This is a genomic window from Legionella rowbothamii, from assembly GCF_900639985.1.
GTDB classification, from domain to species: domain Bacteria; phylum Pseudomonadota; class Gammaproteobacteria; order Legionellales; family Legionellaceae; genus Legionella; species Legionella rowbothamii.
This window is the reverse complement of sequence record NZ_CAAAIM010000004.1, coordinates 33,091-51,234: the sequence shown is the minus strand read 5'-3', so window position 1 is coordinate 51,234 and position 18,144 is coordinate 33,091. Positions and strand designations below refer to the sequence as shown.

Sequence of the window (18,144 nt, the reverse complement as noted above, 5' to 3'; positions counted from 1 at the left end):
CCACTGCGGATTTTATTTCTTGTTGTTTTAAATTTATACTAAATAGGTAAAAATAACTTTTTGGATGTTGTATCGTGATTATTCATAGTGAATTCAAGCCCGCTTGGTGGCTAACAAATAAACATGGCCAAACATTGTATCGCACGCTAACTAATCGTTTACCGGCACCGATTGATTTCCACGAACGCGTTGAATTACCCGATGGAGATTTTATTGATCTTGCCTGGGCAATTAATGGACTTAGCTCCAAAGCCCCACTGGTAGTTTTACTTTACGGTTTAGGTGGCAGTGTTAACTCTGCCTATGTAGCTGGTCTACTGTCCGCATTTAATAAATCCGGTTATCGGGGAGTGCTCATGCATTTTCGTGGAGCAAGTGGCGAACCCAATCGCCTGCCTCGCGCTTATCACGGAGGGGATACCGCAGATTTATCCCATGTCCTTGAACTGTTAAAAACCAGGGAACCTAATACCCAAAAAGCCGCAGTTGGAATTTCCTTAGGAGGTAATGTCCTGCTGAAATGGCTTGGTGAGGCAGGCTCAGAGGCGTTAATTGATGCGGCAGTTGCAGTTTCAGTACCCTTTCAATTGCATGATGTAGTAAATCATATTAATAAGGGGTTTGCTCGAATATATCAAGCAAACTTGTTACAGCGCTTACGAGCGGTATTTTTGCAGAAGCTAGACATTGTAAACTGCCAACTGTCTATATCAGAGGAGCGCTTACTTGGCTTAAAAACACTCTATGAGTTTGACCAACAAATCACCGCCCCCTTACATGGATTTGCCAGTGTAGAAGACTATTATCGAAAGGCCAGCTCTCGACAATACTTAAGCGGCATTACCGTGCCCACCTTAATTATTCACGCCTTAGATGATCCCTTTATGACCCCAACCACAATCCCTGGAATTCAAGAGTTATCCGAGAATATAATACTGGAATTAAGCCAACATGGTGGTCATGTAGGCTTTATTACGGGCAAAAATAAACACCACTCTAAATGCTGGTTGGAGCAACGTATTAATTGCTTTTTTAATGAGGTACTGGTTATAAAGCAAACAAATTAAACGTTAATGAAAAGGATGACACATTATGCCCCATACCCTACTCCACAATTCATTCTGTATGCAATTAGACATAAAGTGGCCCCTTATCCAAGCTCCTATGGGTGGGGGCCCAACGACTCCGGCATTAGTTGCTGCAGTGTCTAATGCTGGCGGCTTAGGTTCCTTAGGGGTAGCTTATTTATCTCCCCAAAGCATTGAACAAACGATTAAAGAGACACAAAGACTCACCCGGCACCCATTTGGCGTTAATCTATTTGCACCTGCACGCCCACCTAACCTGAGCCAAGAGGCGATTAACGCAGCTTGCAATGCCACCCAAGGCTATCGGCAAGAGCTTAGCCTCACAGAGCCCTCATTGGAGGCACCCTTCGCAGAAAATTTTGAGGAACAATTCACTAGTGTATTACGATGTCGTCCTGCAGTATTAAGTTATACTTTTGGCCTCATAAAAAAAGAGTTGTTGCAAGAGTGCCGTCGGCAAAAAATTTTTACCATGGGTACAGCAACCACCTTGGAAGAAGGGTTAACCCTACAAGAGTACGGGGTGGATGCCGTAATTGCCCAAGGTGCAGAAGCCGGTGGACATCGTGGGACTTTTACCCCAGAGCAGTATGATTCGCTAATAGGGACCTTTGCCTTAACCCGCATTTTATCGCAAAACCTAAAGATCCCTGTAATTGCTAGTGGCGGTATTATGGATGGCCGCGGTATCGTTGCCGCCCTAACCCTAGGTGCCCAAGCTGCACAAATGGGCACTGCATTTCTTTTATGCGAGGAGGCAGGGACTTCAGCGCCCTATCGAGTAGCATTAAATCAGGTCCAAGATAAAGGAACACGACTGACCCGCGTATTTTCTGGTCGCTGGGCACGAGGAATACCAAACCGGTTTATGTTGGAAATGGAGTACGCTTCCATTTTACCCTTCCCCGCGCAAAATGCGTTTACACGAGATATCAGAAAAAAAGCAACGGAGTTAGGCAAATCAGAATTTTTATCCCTATGGGCGGGCCAAGGAGTTAATTTAATTCGCAACATGAGTGCGAGCCAATTAGTTGAGACCTTATATAAGGAAGCAGTGGAGGCGTTAGCTCAACGACAATGATTGTTCGCGTATAGAAGAAGCAAATTATCGCGGTTTAACTATGGTATCGAAGATTTTTCTTGCTTCTCAGTCCGAGCTTATGAATACCGCGGTCAAGCCGCGGTAATTCGTGCGTCTTATTGGCAGAAAAATTGAAATAAGTGCCATTAGTTGCATAGTAATCACGATACTCTGAATTGTTAATTCTTATCCTTAAAACGAATGGCTTCCTCAGAACCTCCAGTAACATTTCCTGGGGTATAAGAGTGAGCACCAGTTCCTGCAAGCTGCCCTTTATCGACAATCAAGTACACATCTCGAATAGGTCGTTTAGCCAACCAACACTCCAATATCTCACGCGTCCCTGCTGCATAACGTGCCTGGGCCGAAAGGCTAGTACCGGAAATATGGGGGGTCATGCCATGATGAGGCATTGTTCGCCAAGGATGATCTTTAGGTGCGGGTTGAGGGAACCAAACATCCCCAGCATAACCAGCTAGCTGCCCACTTTCACAAGCCCTCACTATTGCATCGCGATCACAAATTTTACCACGCGCCGTATTAATCAAATAAGCACCACGTTTCATTTGGCTAATTAAGTGCTCATCAAACATATTTGATGTCTCAGGTGTCAATGGACAATGAATCGAAACTACATCACAAATCTTCACCAACGAATGAACGTCCTCATGAAAAACTAGTCCCAGCTCTTTTTCAACATGTTCTGGTAAGCGATGGCGATCCGTATAATGTAATTTAACGCCAAAGGGCTTCAAACGCTTCATTACCGCAACTGCAATGCGTCCACCCGCCACAGTGCCCACCGTCATTCCCTCAAGATCATAAGAGCGGGTCGCACAATCAGCAATATTCCATCCTTGCTTTATCACCCATTCATAAGACGGGATATAATTACGAACCAAGGATAAAACCATCATCACCACATGCTCAGCCACGCTGATGCTATTGGAATAAGTTACTTCAGCAACCGTGATATTATGTTCCATAGCGGCTTGCAAATCGACATGATCAGAACCAATACCCGCAGTTATCGCTAATTTAAGTTTCTTCGCGTTGGCTATACGCTCAGCAGTCAAATAAGCTGGCCAAAAGGGCTGTGAAATCACCACGTCCGCATCAACTAACTCCCGTTCAAAAACAGAGTCAGGACCATCTTTATCGGAGGTGACTACAAACTGGTGCCCTTGCGCTTCAAGAAATTGTTGCAAGCCCAATCCACCAGAGACAGAGCCTAATAAGACCCCTGGTTTAAAATCCAAATGTTGTGGTGTAGGCAAACTTTGGCCATCAGGATAATGCGCTACAGTTGGTAAATCATCACGCGCATAAGAGTTAGGATACCCAGTAACTGGGTCATCATAAAGAACACAAAGAACTTTAGCCATACATTCTTCCTTAAATAAAATGGTTAAATACAACCAAGGGGGGAGGATTAGAATCGCATAAAATCTTTTGATAAATCAACTATGTTTTGGCGAGGTTATTTCAAAAATATTAGGCATTTTTTAAAATGACTAAACAACCGATTCTCAGTTCTTTTTTTAACCTTATTGGTGTATAATAAGCCCCTTTATCCTTGACACACAGAGATTTTTAATGCACTTAACTATCCATGAGAAATATCAACTCTTAGTTGTTATTCTAAAAACGGCTACTGATGCAGCAAAATTAAATAACATCCCTGAACTGAAACGTTTGGAAGAGCTTAAAAAGCTTATTGATACAGCGGCCATAAGCCATAATAGCAAAACGAAAGGCACGGGAGAATCTCTTAAAACAACATACGAGCAAGTAAAAAAAGAATTAATTGCCCTCCTTAGCAAATTTAACTCAAAAGTTGATTTTGAAAAACTTTTTAAGCCCAGTGAAAAAACATATAAGAAAATTAAAGAAAGTAGAGGAACTAACTTCTCCTTTACTGACGTTGTAGCCCATGTAGAAACGCAATTAATGGATGCACTTAATCTTCAGCACAATTATGAAACAAGCTCATCAGAACTTAAAACTAAAGCCCCCAAAGAAAGCCTGCATGGCCGTCGACGCTCCAACACCGAATCATCCATTCCTCAACTATCTACGTTGAACTCATCCTTGATAGAAGAGAAGCCAAGCTCATCCAGCAGTACTCAATTAAGAGGAGAATATGGCCAGAAACGCTCGAGAAACTTGAGTTTTTACAAAGTACCTTTACTTAATACCACAGCATCATCTTCAAATGCCAAGCAATCACCGCGTTCAGCACGACCAGACAACCTGGAAACTTATTTTGACGACTTATTTGCCTGTGATAGCGAAAAGGCCTCTCAATTTGTAATTGCCTTAACAACTCGAGGGTATTCTTGGGGTATTCCCGTCCTTAATGCCGCAAGCAGTAAAGATCATGTAGACATCGCTAAAACATTATTTGAAAATCTTTCCCCAAAAAAGTTAATTAGTGTGTTTGCTGAGGTATTCAAATTGGATACCCAAGAAAAGTGGTGCCGTGGTAACCAGCTCATTTATACCTTACTCCAACAATACATCGCACAACCTAGCCTTAAAGACTATAAAAAGTCAGTTTGGGATGCTGTTTTTATGTTAAGACAACCAATAGACAAGATTAGTATTAAGCAACGTGACTCAATACAGTTTACAGCGAAAAGCTTTTCTGCAGAACAACAAGATATTAATGCCTTACAGCAGGCTTTTGCCTTCACCGTGAAACAAATACTTGCTCCGCAAAACATCCCGCCCCTAATGCAAGAAATCATAAAATGTGCCTACCATGATTTAGTAAATAGAAGTGATATAAAACGTGACTATGGTACTCTGATGCGTACCCTGATGACGCCCTTCGTACTCCGTTTTATCAGTCCCATTATTATTATGGAAGCAGAACAAAATTTAACATTAGACAACCTAAATACATTAGGGGTGATTAATTTACAAACAGAAGATAAAGGGCTCTGTGAACAGAAATTAACTACATTAAAAACCTGGTATAAGACTATCATTACTGCGATTCAAGCATTAAATTCACCATTGAAGAATACCAATGAAAAGCAATCCAAGCCCAACGGCACATGGATTGACCAACAACTTGGCCAGCAATCATTAGCAACTGAAATGTTTGACACAGTAACACAAGACGAATTATTCCGAATAGAGCTCTATGAGGCCATCGAAAAAGGCTTACAACTAGAACCAATAAGCTCAGTAACCCCCACCTATGATGATAGCCAAATACCATCGCTTAAACCTGCTATCATAGAGCTGTTAAGTGAACTATTGATGACTGAGGAGTTCTCTGGATTGACCTTTCGGAAAGATGGCGCGGTAACGAGCCCACGCAAAGAAGGAAAAGCCAGTGTTTTCTCCGTTTTTGCCGTAGGACCCACAACGCCCACCGCAAACGATTTAGATGCATCGTTAAACTCACCTAGGTCATCCAATGCCAAAGGCAAGTAGTCTTAATGCAAAGCGGCATGGATAGGCTAATTTTTCGGCGTGCCACGGCACGCTGAAGATTTGACTATGAGAACATTTATCTGCACTACAGCAACGCGGCAATGGCTCTTATATGACTTAAGACAATACTTCAGAAAGCTTATCCATTACCTCGTCAACCGAAATTAACTGCATGCTTTCATCACCATGCACATGCTGCCCCCACACGTCCTCCACAGACGCGCTACCTAAAATTTTTTCTGCAGCTTCTGGATAACGATTCACCACCAAATGTTGAAAAAGATAAGGACCAGAAATAAGCGGGTTGGTTACCGCATGTAAAGCAATAACTGGTGTATTTACCGCAGTGGACATATGCGATGGTCCCGTATCTGGGCAAAGAACAACCGTTGCTTTACTAATCAATGCCAATAATTGCTTGGGTTTTGTTTTTCCGGCCAAATTAATCGCGGGAATCTCGTGAAGAATTTGCTCGGCCAATTGCTTATCAAAATCACCAGGACCGCCCGTAATGACCACCTGAGCCTGCCATTTTTCCTGTGCCTGGCGCAACACTTCAATGTAACGAGCCACAGGCCAACTGCGCTCGGGCTTGCTTGCAGCAGGGTTAATCACCAAAATAGGGCCATTTTTTGGCAAGTGTTGAGCAGCCCATTCATAATCCGCAGGGCTAATTGGTAAATCCCAACGAATCACCTTATCCTTAATGCCTAAAGCCTCGGCAAACTTTAAAAAACCATCCAAAGTATGCTCAAAACCTGGAGTAACACGCTCATTGACGAACCAACCATGGCCATCATTAGCACGATGCTCATCGTAGCCGATCTTACGTTTCGCTTTAATAAAAGGATACAAAAAATTAGTGCGCAAACTGGCTTGAGGAGCTAACAGCACATCAAAAATCCGGCCACTCATTTGTTTTTTAAAGCGCCAATAATCAACTAATCGATGAGGCTTATCAATTACGATAAACTCAACACCATCCATACCTTCGACTAAATCAAAAGCAGGCCGGGATATAATCCAGGTCAATTTGGCGTGAGGTAAACTGGCTTGCAATGTCCTGATGAGCGGAACCGCCATTAGGACATCACCTAAAGCAGATAATCGAACAATACAAATAGAATCAATCATTCTGTAATACAAATCGCGAACCACAGTAAGGGCAAACTTCTACACCAGTTTTATCTATAGGTAGATAAACCTTGGGATGCGCATTCCACAAAACCATATCATCTGTAGGACAGCTTAAAGGTAATTGATCACGATGTACTACATAATTTTTTTTTGTACTTGCTGGTTCTAGTTGTTCTTTTAACATTGTGTTCCTCAATTAGAAAATACCCCTTTTTGATTTGAAAGGGCAAAGAATCAAGTGCAATGCACCACAAAACATTTAGCGATTATCTAATATTTCCCCAGTTTTCGCTATAACCTCATTAGTAAAAGCTGTATTTTGTGGATCAAAACGCATCCCCTCCCCCCAATGCCGCAACCAAGTTAATTGCCTTTTTGCTAATTGGCGGGTAGCGGCTATACCTTTTTCACGCATCGTCGGGTAATCATCATTGCCGTCTAAATAGTCCAATGCTTGGCGATAGCCGACACAACGCATGGAAGGCATACTGGTCGTTAAACTCCATTTATGCTGTAACCGACGTACCTCATCAACAAAACCTTGCGCTAACATCTGCTCAAAGCGTAATGCGATACGCTCATGTAACCAGGCTCGATGTTCTGGAAAAAGGATGAAATTAGCAAAGGTATAAGCGGACTCTTTTTTTTGCTGCTCCAAAAAATCAGATAAACAAGTCTCGGTTAAATAATAAACCTCTAAAGCACGCTGAATCCTTTGCGTATCATTAACATGAATGCGGAGTGCCGCTTTAGGATCTACTTGTGTTAATTTTTGGTGCAGGGCTTCCCAACCATGCTGAGCCGCCTCCGCTTCTAATTGTTGCCGCAATTCTGGATTCGCTTCGGGTAAGGGCGATAAGCCTTGTTGTAATGCATTAAAATACATCATGGTCCCACCGACCAATAAGGGAATCTTACCTTTTTGGATAATGGTATCCGCTAAAGAAGCCACATCGGTACAAAACTGCGCGGCGGAATAGGTTTCCGTGGGGTCCTTAATATCGAGCAAATGATGTGGTGCAGCTTGCAACTCCTCTTGGGTGGGCTTAGCCGTACCAATATCCATATCCCGATAAATCATGGCGGAATCAACACTAATAATTTCCAAAGGATACTGCTTAACTAATTCAATCGCTAAAGCAGTTTTCCCTGAAGCAGTGGGTCCCATTAAACAAAAAATCAATTTAGACATGTAACAAACTCTGACAATGTTCGATTGTTAAAACCTTAAAGAGCCCTTCTCGCTTATCCTCTCCTCCATGAAGGCGAACAAATACCTGTTCCAATTCGATTTTTTCTTCGCGACTTAATAATCGTGGGTCAAAAACCTGGGACTGGCTCATTAATTCGCTAAGCTGCTCCAAGCTCCATTGATCGAGAGCACTCACAGTATCCAAAAATAAACGTAAATCCAAATAGGGAACACTTACAGGAATAGTTCGAATCAGCACTTCATGTATACCCGTAAGTTCACAACGAATACCTAATTGCTCAAGGCGTTGACTTAGTTCCGTTATTTTATGGGCTAATTGCTGCGGTAAGCTATAGCGAATCGGTACCAATAAAGGGCGATGAGCCCAAGGTAAGATCTGTTGCGCCAAACGTTCCCGCACTGCATGTTGATGCAAAGCTAACAAATTTATGAGATAAGGCTTATGCTGAACAAAACTAAGAATATACTGATTATTTAAAATAACCCAAGAAACATCTGTTTCTTGGCGTGTTCGTTCTCTACTTAACAACTCCAATTGCGGATAAGGCTCACGAATTTCTTTTGCACATGCTGTAGCAAGCTCATCACTCGGTTTATAGCTTTTTTCGGGCTCTGATTCAACCGTAACCGACCGTAATGCAGTTGCTAATTGTGAAGTAAAAAAATCATGAACTAAACGGGGTTGTTGAAAACGTACCTCATGCTTGGTGGGATGCACATTAACGTCCACCTCGCCATGCTCAATGGAAAAATACAATACACAAGCAGGGAAGCGTCCTGGATATAGCAAATCATCATAAGCTTGCTTAATGGCATGAGTAATTAATTTATCTTTGACCATACGCTGGTTAATATAAACCCATTGACGATCATTTTGACTACGCTGAAATCCTGTATCACTAATCCACCCATAAAGCCGCATAGCACCACGTTCCACGTCTAAATAAATAGCGTTCTTCATAAACTTGCTACCCATAATGCGCGTCATTCGGGTTAAGCGAGTTTGCTCGTTAATTGCGGGAGGAAGAGCTAAAATCTGTTTTCCATTATGCTTTAAAGTTAAAGCAATGCCAGGAGCACTCAAGGCAAAACGTTTAACCACCGTTTCAATAGCCTGAAACTCTAATTTTTCGCCTTTCAAAAATCGTTTACGCACAGGTGCATTAAAAAATAGATCAACCACATCAATGGTTGTTCCCTGATTGCGCGCACAAGGAGTAATCGACATTTCGGTGCCCTGCACCCGCAGCGACATCGCGGTATCTTGCGTTTCCGGTTTGGAGCTAATCGTTACTTTAGCCACCGAAGCAATACTAGCCAAGGCTTCACCACGAAACCCCATGCTCTCTATAGCGTATAAGTCGTTGAGCGTGCTTATTTTACTGGTGGCATGAGCCGCAATCGCTAAGGGTAAATCATCCGCAACAATGCCTATGCCATTATCGCTGATTTTGATTTGATTCAGTCCACCATAACCAATCTCAATCATAATGGCATCAGAGCCTGCATCCAAAGAGTTCTCTAGTAACTCTTTGACTACGGATGCCGGTCGTTCAATGACCTCACCCGCAGCGATTTGGTTTGCAATTAAGGAAGGTAATTGGTGTATTCTCATGCCCATGCCGCTGGAATCACTAGTTTTTGACCAGCCTTCAGATGAGTTATTCCCCGTAATTGATTCGCTGCCTGCAATGCATTCACCGTCACACGATAACGTGCTGCAATTGCTGGTAAAGTTTCTCCTGCACGCACTAAATGAAACTTGCTGGCAACCATTGCCTCAATTCGCGACCCATGAGGTGGATTTTCCCAAAAATAGCCTTTGATTCCTTGAAAAATTGCCTGACTTAAACGCAACTGGTAGGCTGGGCTCGTCAGATTTCGTTCCTCTCGGGGATTGGAAATGAATCCGGTCTCCACCAAAATTGAAGGAATATCCGGGGATTTAAGCACCACAAAACGAGCTTGCTCCACCCGTGAATTATGCAATGTAGCGAAACCGCCTAACTGAGTTAAAACGCGTTTGCCCATCTCTAAGCCAGCATTAATGGTTGCGGTTTGTGATAAATCGATTAATACTGAGCGCACGACGCCATTTCGATCATCTAACTCACCTAAATTCACCCCACCCAACTCAGAATAGTTTTCTTTTTCTGCTAGCCAGTGTGCCGCCTCACTGGTTGCGCCTCGTTGAGATAGAGCAAATACTGAGGCACCATTCGAATGAGGATTATGGAATGCATCCGCATGGATCGCGACAAAGATATCCCCATTATATTTGCGGGCAATATCCAAGCGCTCTCTAAGTCCTACATAATAATCACCTGAGCGGGTGAGTACGGCATGCATTCCTGGCTGTTGATCAATAAGACGCTTTAATTTAAGCGTAATCGCCAAAACCACATCTTTTTCCTTAGATGCATGTGGGCCGCGTGCACCCGAGTCTTTACCCCCATGTCCGGCATCTAACACCACAATCACATCACGTAATGCCTTTGCGGGACCGGTGCTGACTTTAACTGGGGCCTGTCGAGAAAGTATAGGGGTAACCGGCGGTTTCGCTGGCGCATTTACTGGGACTGCGATTGCTGCAGAAGAAGCGAGCACGGGTGCGGCCACTGCAACCGGCTCATTCGTGTACATTAAATCAACGCGTACACCATATGTACCCCCAGGAGGTTGCCAAGGAGCGGAACGAATCTGTACCTTTTGGCTTACATCCAAAACCAATCTTAAGGTTCTGAAATCAGCATTCCCTGTACGGATATGGCGAATAAGTGCGTTAGTTAAACTTGGATGGTTTAAATTAGTTGCTAATTGCGTGTCTTTTAAATCAACAACTACACGATGAGGTTGAGACAAGACAAATAGCTTATGCATGAACGGCCCATCAAGCGTAAAAAAAAGGGACGTTTGATTCTTTTGTTGTTTTAAAACAATTGCCTTGAGTTGACCACCGAAGACTCCTAGCGAGCTAAAAAACAGCACGAGTAATAAAGACCAAGAACGTAAGATCATAATTCCCCTGAGAGGCAAGCTAAAATTCTTTGGCTAGCTTCACTGAATGCAGTAATTTGCACCTCGCGTCCAACCCCTTTTATAATTAAATTAAAATGAATATCTACTTTAGGCAATGCCCTTCCTGCTTTTTCAGCCCATTCGATACAGCAAATGCTCTCTTTGGTGAAATAATCGCGAAAACCTAAATATTCTAATTCTTCTTCGTGATGAATACGATATAAATCAAAATGATGAATGACCCCACTTTGATAAGGATAACTTTCTACCAGCGAAAAAGTCGGACTTTTGATTGCCGACTGCACACCTAAACGACGTAACATCGCACGCACAATCGTTGTTTTTCCTGCCCCTAAATCACCACTAAAACTAAGAATAAGAGGAGAGCTAAGACAAGAAGCCAATTGGGTTGCAAATTGCTCACTTGCTTGTTCGTCAGGTAAATCTAAAATAACCACTTTATTTAACTCATTCACAGTAATTTAATACATAAGGTAAAACATCAAACAAATCACTAGCTAACAACCCGGCGCCCCCTTGCGTATAAGCAACTTTGTCCCCAGCAAGTGCATGAGCATACACCCCACAACGAGCAGCCTCAGGTAATGACATACCTTGAGCACAAAGACCGGCAATAATGCCGCTTAAAACATCCCCCATACCGGCACTCGCCATTGCGGGGTTGCCTTTAGGGCAAACAAAGGTTTTTTGTTCAGGGGCTTGGATTATTGAACCAGCTCCTTTCAATACGACCACTCCCCCATACTGCTTTTGAACGTTTGCGGCAGCCTGGTACCGATTCTTTTGTACTTGCTCTGTAGAGCAAGAAAGTAATGCCGCTGCTTCGCCGGGATGTGGTGTTAATATCCAATTATCATCCAATTGTGGATGTTCTGCCAATAGTCTTAATGCTGAGGCATCAATAACCATGGGTAATTGCGACGTAATGGCCGCTAAAAATAAACTAACCGCCCAATCGCTATCGCCCAAACCAGGACCAATAACACAAACACTTGCTCTGGCCAATAAGGGTTGCAACTCGCGTGCGGAATTTATTCCCCATACCATCGCTTCAGGGATCAAGGATAAAGCGCCTTTCGCATGCTCTGGTATGGTTGCAATACTTACGCATCCGGCACCCGTGCGCATGGCAGCCTTAGCAGCCAAGCTAATAGCTCCCGGCATACCAAGCCCACCCCCAATCACCAAAACATGCCCATAATCCCCTTTATGAGAATTTTTTTTGCGAGGTGCTAAAGGTAATCCAATATTAGAGGCTCCTAACAAACTGGCTATAGGCTGCTGCCTGGCAACACAAGCATCCAAATGTATGGGGCAGCAATAAATATCACCACAATAATCAGGAGCATCCGCTGTATATAGTCCGGCTTTAAGTGCGATAAAAGTCAAAGTAACTGAAGCTTTAACACAAAGATTCTCAACACAACCAGTATCGGCATTAAGCCCCGAAGGAACATCTAAAGAAACCACCGGTATGCCGCTGTCATTAATCTGATTAATGGCTGAACCGATAAGCCCATGCACTGGGCCTTGCAAGCCAATGCCTAACAACGCATCTACAATGAGCTCAACCTCACTCTCGATAGGCTCATCAACAGGCTGGCACTCGACTCCAGCATCAAGAGCCATTAATGCTGCGTATTGCGCCGCATGCGGAAGATCAGCTAAGGCCTTCGCCTGGTAAATCGTAACGGTTAATCCATTTTCATGGGCCAAACGAGCTACCACATAGCCATCGCCGGCATTATTACCGGATCCGCAAAATACCGCGAGATGTTTTACCTGAGGATAAAGTTTTTTAATGTACGCAAAAGCCTCAGCTCCTGCTCGAGACATTAATTCATTTTCATCAAGATTATATACAGACGTTGCTTGTTGTTCACAAGCTCTGATGTGTTCACAACGATAAAGGGCATTCTCTGGTTTAATCACCTGTTTGCTCCGATAACGATTGGGCTATTAGTAGACCCGGGTTTGAACTGAACGTTATGGCACGTCATCCTGAAGAATTTATAACCAAGAGCCTCCTGAATAAAGAACAATACCAATTCATAGCACCGATATCTCATTCAGGAAATCCTTCACGTTGTTCAGGATGACGAATCCTATACTACTTAACTAATTTTAATGCTGGCTTACTTTTAGCCATAGCCGTAGCGCCATCTGCACCAGCGCTTGCAGGAGGTGGGGATGAGGGGGGCTCATCTTCCAGCTCAAACGCAATCCCACGGCCATTTTCTTTAGCATAGATCTCTAATACTGCACTAGGAGGCACAAAAATTTGCTCGGTTTTCCCTGAAAAACGTGCAGTAAATACGATGCGATCGTTTTCTAATAGTAAACCACGGGTGGCTGCTGGAGATACATTTAACACAATCCGTGCCTCAACGATATGCTCGTGAGGAACCTGTACACCCGCATAGGCGGTATTGACCAAAACATAAGGTGTCAATCCGTTATCTACGATCCAATCGTAAAAAGCACGAATTAAATAAGGTTTGTTTGATGTCATAGTCATGTTTATGCCGCTCTTAATTGTCGCTCAGCATCAGTTAAGCTAACTTGAAACGACTCACGTTTAAACAAGCGCTGCATGTATGCAATTAATCCTTTATGCTCCTGCCCAATCTCAATACCTAAACGAGGCAAACGCCATAATAAAGGAGCTAAAGCACAATCCAACAACGAAAACTCATCGCTTAGGAAATAAGGCTTGTCAGCAAAAACTGGATCTAAGCTAGTTAAACTTTCAAATAAGTTTGCTCTTGCCGCGTCAACATTAGTATCTCTTAAAATTTGATTCATTAAGTAATACCAATCATGCTCAATACGATGCATCATTTTGCGTGTTTCTGCACGTGCAACCGGATAGACGGGCAATAATGGTGGATGAGGAAAACGCTCATCTAAATATTCCATAATAATGCGTGGTTCATACAGTACAAGCTCTCTATCAATCAGAGTTGGCACTGTGCCGTAAGGGTTCAGAGCTAAAAGATCAGCACTGGGTTCATTTTGCTTGGCAGGTAGAATTTCAACATTCACTCCTTTCTCCGCCAAAACGATACGAACCTGATGACTATACACATCATCAATATCAGAAAATAAAGACATTATAGTGCGCTTTGCAACAATTGCCATTAGCAACTCCTATCATTTCATGAAAATCGGTAAAGCACCGAGGGGTAATAACTCTCGAAGGAATTACTGAGCTATTACTCAAATCCCTACCCTACAGTACAAACGTGATATTTTACCATATTTTTAACCTTTTGGGTTACTTTGTTATCTAAACTATGATATTTTTTGCCAATATATGCGTTTCAAGCCGAGTGCAACCAATAAAAATACCATTAAAAACGCTAACACAAAGTACCCTAGTTGATGACGAGCCCCTTGGGTAGGCTCACCAACATAAACAAGAAAGCTAACTAAATCCTGCAATAGATTATCAAGTTGAGTGGAAGATACCTCCCCCTCTTTAACCAATGACAAATGAGCCGCATGCCCCTGAGTGCCTCGCACTAAGATCATTTCTCCCGTTAAGGGCTCTAAGATATTCGGCATAGAGACCCCCGGTACCAATAAATTGTTTACCCCAAAAGGCCTGGAATTATCCGTATAAAAACTTTTTAAGTAGGTAACTAACCAATCAGCCCCCTTTTCTCTCGCGACTAAAGATAAATCTGGGGGTACAACGCCAAACCATTGCTTGGCATCTTCTGGAGGTAAAGCGATGCGGATGGGATCATTCACCGCGGCTTCAGTAAAAATAAGATTATTTGTGAGTAAATCCTCATCAACACGTCCATCGAAACCAACAAGGCCTAAACCTTCCGCCATGTGGTTGTAACGCAAATATTTTAATGAATGGCAGCCAGAACAATAATTCATAAATAGCTTGGCTCCACGCTGCAAACTAGGCTTATCAATTACTAAAGATTCAGCCCCCAATATGGGAGTCCATAAGCATCCCAAGATCCCTGCTAGAAGTGCTCTTTGTTTTAGCATAATTAATCCCCTAGCCGAAACGGAACAGGGCGTGTGGCTTCCAAGCGCGTATAAAGGGGCATAAAAATAAAGTATGAAAAATAAAGAACGGCACAAATGCGCGCGATAAGTAAACGCGGAGGATTTACCGGAATGGTGCCTAAATACCCTAAAATTAAAAATGCCATAACGCCAACGATTAACATAATACGTGAAAAACAACCTTTATAGCGCATAGAGCGCACAGGGCTACGATCTAACCAAGGTAAAAAGAACAATATGCCAACAGCAGCTCCCATGCCAATAATCCCCAAAAGTTTATCAGGAATAGCGCGCAAAATGGCATAAAACGGGGACATGTACCACATAGGAGCAATATGATCCGGAGTCACCATGGGATTGGCGGGAACAAAATTACTGTGCTCTAAAAAGTAGCCTCCCATTTCTGGTGCAAAAAATACTACTGCAAAAAAGAGAAGCAAAAAGAACAGCACCCCAACCAAGTCCTTAACAAGGTAATAGGGATGGAAAGGGATGCTATCCGTAGGATTTCCGTTCTCATCCAATTTATTTTGAATGTCTATACCTTCTGGATTATTTGAACCGACCTGATGCAACGCAACGATATGTAAAAAAGCCAGCAGTAATAAAAGTAGTGGTATGGCAATAACATGCAAGGCAAAAAAGCGCTGTAGCGTTGCATTGGTCACGGAGTAATCGCCCCTTAGCCAAATTTCGAGGCTGTCCCCGATGTAGGGAATACCACCGATCAATGAGGTAATTACCTCTGCCCCCCAATAGGACATCTGCCCCCAAGGCAGCAAGTACCCTAAAAATGCTGCCGCTAAAAGTAAAATATACAATAGCATGCCCAAGAGCCACACTAATTCCCGGGGCCGTTGATAAGAGCCATAAAGCAGACCACGAAATAGATGTAAATAAATCACAATAAAAAATGCGGAAGCACCAGTAGAATGCATATAGCGGAGCAACCAACCATAGTTGACGTCACGCATAATATACTCTACTGAAGCAAAAGCCTGCTCTGAGCTGGGCGTGTAAAACATCGTAAGCCATAAACCAGTAATAAACTGATTTACTAAGACCACCAGTGCAATTGAACCAAAAAAATAGAAGAAATTTAAATTCTTAGGTACATAATATTCGCTAAAATATTGTTTCCAAGTGCTCGCCAATGGGAAACGCGCATCCAACCACTTAAATAATCTTTTCATTCATTTTTCTCTAAAGTCATCACTAACACAGCCGTATTAAACGAAGTCGTAATACGCGGGATTGTGGCACAAAGTCCTGTATTACAATATCCGTTCAAAATACGTTATTTCGTTGTCCGATGCACACGTACAATACGAGCTAGGTTTTACTATTCTCACCAATTACTAGAGTGTGCGTATCAATAAAATAATAAGGAGGCACTTCCATATTTATCGGTGCAGGTACATTTTTAAAAACTCGCCCGGCTAGATCAAATGTAGAACCATGACAGGGACAAAAGAAGCCCCCCGGCCAATCCGGACCCAATTCCCCAAGTGTCGGCTTGTATTTTGGCGAGCAACCAAGATGGGTACAGATGCCAATTAGTATTAAATACTCAGGATTAATTGAGCGATGTATATTTTGCGCATAGGCTGGTTGTTGGGCGGTGAGGGATTGAGGGTCTCTTAATTGCATTGTATTTTCATTAAGCTTTTGTATCATTTCTTGAGTACGGCGAATAATCCATACCGGCTTACCGCGCCATTCCACAACTGCTTGCTCACCAGGCTCCATTTTACTTAAATCAACTTGAATAGGAGCACCATCAGCTTGTGCTTTTGCACTTGGTAACCAAGAGGATACGAGTGGTGTTAAAGCACATAAAGCGCCAACACCACCTAAAACACAAGTAGTGCCTAGTAAAAAACGGCGTCTGCCTTCATCTACAGAATTATCTGTTTTTTGATTTGGATTAGTGATTTCACTCATTATGAGAGCACCTCAAAATGATGTTAGGGTAACTGGAACTAAACATTAGAAAAGATATAACGTTTAATCCGAAAGTATGCTGAGCAGTGAAGCCCAGCCTACATTCCATGGTAATATACTCTATAAACACCAATAAAAAACCCCGCTGGTGCGGGGTTTTTTGTGTCCAATAAACGATTAACGTTTGGAGTACTGAGTAGCACGACGTGCTTTGTGTAGACCCACTTTCTTTCTTTCAACACGACGTGAATCACGTGTCAATAAGCCGCGAGCACGAAGCTTTCGACGATATGAATCTGGGCTTGGCTCTGCATCTTCTGCTAAACCATGCTCATCATAAGCAACTAAGGCTCTTGCGATACCTAGACGAACTGCACCAGCTTGGCCAGAAACACCACCACCAACAACAGTAATGTAGATATCAAACTTGTTAACTAAATCAACCGTTTCTAGTGGCTGCATCACAACCATGCAAGAAGTTTCACGGCAGAAATATTCTTTCAAAGTGCGACCATTAACTGTGATCTCACCTTTACCAGGGCGCAAAAACACGCGAGCTGTTGAACTTTTTCTACGGCCAGTGCCATAGTATTGCTTCATTTCAGCCATAATACTTATTCCTCAATATCAAGTTGCTTGGGTTGTTGTGCAGTATGCGGATGCTCGTTGCCAACATATACTTTCAGCTTACGATACATCTCACGACCCAAAGGATTTTTTGGTAACATACCTTTTACAGCTAATTCGATAATCCGAGCAGGATTTCTAGCCTGTAATTTTTCAAAACTATCTGATTTGATACCACCTGGGTGACCTGTGTGACGGTAATACATCTTGTCTTTAAATTTGCGACCAGTCACAGTAACTTTTTCTGCATTTGTGACGATAATGTAGTCACCAGTATCAACATGGGGGGTATACTCAGCTTTATGTTTTCCGCGTAAACGACGGGCAATCTCAGTAGCTAAGCGACCTAAAACTTTATCGCTGGCATCAACCACGAACCAGTCACGTTTGACTTCATGGCTTTTGGCACTAAATGTCTTCATTAAATGAACTCCGAACTGCCTAAATTAGTAATCTTCTATCATGGACGGGCGATTTTAACCAAAACAGAAACATCCTACAAGTAAAAAGGATAAAAATTTACAAACAAATAAATA

At 42.7% G+C, this 18,144-nt stretch carries 18 protein-coding genes; 3 read left to right on the top strand and 15 right to left on the bottom strand.

Translation table 11 applies throughout. From position 1 onward, the window contains the following. The first annotated feature begins 74 nt into the window (after positions 1-74). Positions 75-1,067 carry a hydrolase gene (locus tag E1P08_RS08360; RefSeq protein ID WP_133136579.1) on the top strand — a complete coding sequence of 331 codons (993 nt, stop codon included), beginning with the start codon at positions 75-77 and terminating at the stop codon, positions 1,065-1,067. A 25-nt stretch (positions 1,068-1,092) separates the two neighbouring features. Beyond that, on the top strand, positions 1,093-2,169 hold the full coding sequence (locus tag E1P08_RS08355; protein WP_207387349.1) for an NAD(P)H-dependent flavin oxidoreductase: 1,077 nt from the start codon (positions 1,093-1,095) through the stop codon (positions 2,167-2,169). Between the two features lie 179 nt (positions 2,170-2,348). Here the strand turns inward: E1P08_RS08355 and E1P08_RS08350 are convergent, their stop codons facing one another. Continuing rightward, entirely contained in the window at positions 2,349-3,554 is a 1,206-nt protein-coding gene (locus E1P08_RS08350) for an NAD-dependent formate dehydrogenase (RefSeq protein WP_133136578.1), read from the bottom strand. A 211-nt stretch (positions 3,555-3,765) separates the two neighbouring features. On the opposite strand from E1P08_RS08350, the gene E1P08_RS08345 reads away from it, so the two are divergent. Next, positions 3,766-5,616: a RasGAP domain-containing protein gene (locus E1P08_RS08345; protein WP_133136577.1), complete on the top strand. Its 1,851-nt coding sequence runs from the start codon at positions 3,766-3,768 to the stop codon at positions 5,614-5,616. Positions 5,617-5,733: 117 nt separating this feature from the next. On the opposite strand, the gene E1P08_RS08340 is transcribed toward E1P08_RS08345, so the two are convergent. The 14 genes from E1P08_RS08340 to rplM all read right to left on the bottom strand — a co-directional run bounded on the left by E1P08_RS08340 (position 5,734) and on the right by rplM (position 18,030). Continuing rightward, positions 5,734-6,750: a glycosyltransferase family 9 protein gene (locus E1P08_RS08340; protein ID WP_133136576.1), complete on the bottom strand. Its 1,017-nt coding sequence runs from the start codon at positions 6,748-6,750 to the stop codon at positions 5,734-5,736. Further along, a complete protein-coding gene (locus E1P08_RS08335) occupies positions 6,743-6,937 on the bottom strand; it encodes a zinc-finger domain-containing protein (RefSeq protein WP_133136772.1) in 195 nt (64 codons plus the stop codon). Before E1P08_RS08335 ends, E1P08_RS08340 begins: the two co-directional genes overlap by 8 nt. Positions 6,938-7,012: 75 nt before the next feature. Next, complete coding sequence (miaA, locus tag E1P08_RS08330) at positions 7,013-7,945, bottom strand: tRNA (adenosine(37)-N6)-dimethylallyltransferase MiaA (RefSeq protein ID WP_133136575.1); 933 nt, start codon at positions 7,943-7,945, stop codon at positions 7,013-7,015. Continuing rightward, a complete protein-coding gene (gene mutL / locus E1P08_RS08325; RefSeq protein ID WP_133136574.1) occupies positions 7,938-9,587 on the bottom strand; it encodes a DNA mismatch repair endonuclease MutL in 1,650 nt (549 codons plus the stop codon). Before mutL ends, miaA begins: the two co-directional genes overlap by 8 nt. Then, a complete protein-coding gene (locus E1P08_RS08320) occupies positions 9,578-10,984 on the bottom strand; it encodes an N-acetylmuramoyl-L-alanine amidase family protein (RefSeq protein ID WP_133136573.1) in 1,407 nt (468 codons plus the stop codon). Before E1P08_RS08320 ends, mutL begins: the two co-directional genes overlap by 10 nt. Beyond that, positions 10,981-11,460: a tRNA (adenosine(37)-N6)-threonylcarbamoyltransferase complex ATPase subunit type 1 TsaE gene (gene tsaE / locus E1P08_RS08315; RefSeq protein ID WP_423202212.1), complete on the bottom strand. Its 480-nt coding sequence runs from the start codon at positions 11,458-11,460 to the stop codon at positions 10,981-10,983. Before tsaE ends, E1P08_RS08320 begins: the two co-directional genes overlap by 4 nt. Beyond that, positions 11,453-12,937 (bottom strand): NAD(P)H-hydrate dehydratase, encoded by a 1,485-nt coding sequence (locus E1P08_RS08310; RefSeq protein ID WP_133136571.1) that lies wholly within the window; start codon positions 12,935-12,937, stop codon positions 11,453-11,455. Before E1P08_RS08310 ends, tsaE begins: the two co-directional genes overlap by 8 nt. A 178-nt stretch (positions 12,938-13,115) precedes the next feature. Beyond that, positions 13,116-13,523 (bottom strand): ClpXP protease specificity-enhancing factor, encoded by a 408-nt coding sequence (locus tag E1P08_RS08305; RefSeq protein WP_133136570.1) that lies wholly within the window; start codon positions 13,521-13,523, stop codon positions 13,116-13,118. Between the two features lie 2 nt (positions 13,524-13,525). Further along, positions 13,526-14,146, bottom strand: coding sequence for a stringent starvation protein SspA (sspA, locus tag E1P08_RS08300; RefSeq protein ID WP_133136569.1), 621 nt, complete (start codon positions 14,144-14,146; stop codon positions 13,526-13,528). A gap of 153 nt (positions 14,147-14,299) precedes the next feature. Then, on the bottom strand, positions 14,300-15,016 hold the full coding sequence (locus E1P08_RS08295) for a cytochrome c1 (RefSeq protein ID WP_133136568.1): 717 nt from the start codon (positions 15,014-15,016) through the stop codon (positions 14,300-14,302). A 2-nt stretch (positions 15,017-15,018) separates the two neighbouring features. After that, positions 15,019-16,230, bottom strand: coding sequence for a cytochrome b (locus E1P08_RS08290; protein WP_133136567.1), 1,212 nt, complete (start codon positions 16,228-16,230; stop codon positions 15,019-15,021). 139 nt (positions 16,231-16,369) lie between these two features. Continuing rightward, positions 16,370-16,981, bottom strand: coding sequence for a ubiquinol-cytochrome c reductase iron-sulfur subunit (petA, locus tag E1P08_RS08285; RefSeq protein WP_207387348.1), 612 nt, complete (start codon positions 16,979-16,981; stop codon positions 16,370-16,372). 177 nt (positions 16,982-17,158) lie between these two features. Continuing rightward, positions 17,159-17,590: a 30S ribosomal protein S9 gene (gene rpsI, locus E1P08_RS08280; protein WP_133136565.1), complete on the bottom strand. Its 432-nt coding sequence runs from the start codon at positions 17,588-17,590 to the stop codon at positions 17,159-17,161. A gap of 5 nt (positions 17,591-17,595) precedes the next feature. Beyond that, positions 17,596-18,030, bottom strand: a complete 435-nt coding sequence (rplM, locus tag E1P08_RS08275) for a 50S ribosomal protein L13 (protein WP_133136564.1) — start codon at positions 18,028-18,030, stop codon at positions 17,596-17,598. Positions 18,031-18,144: the final 114 nt, after the last annotated feature.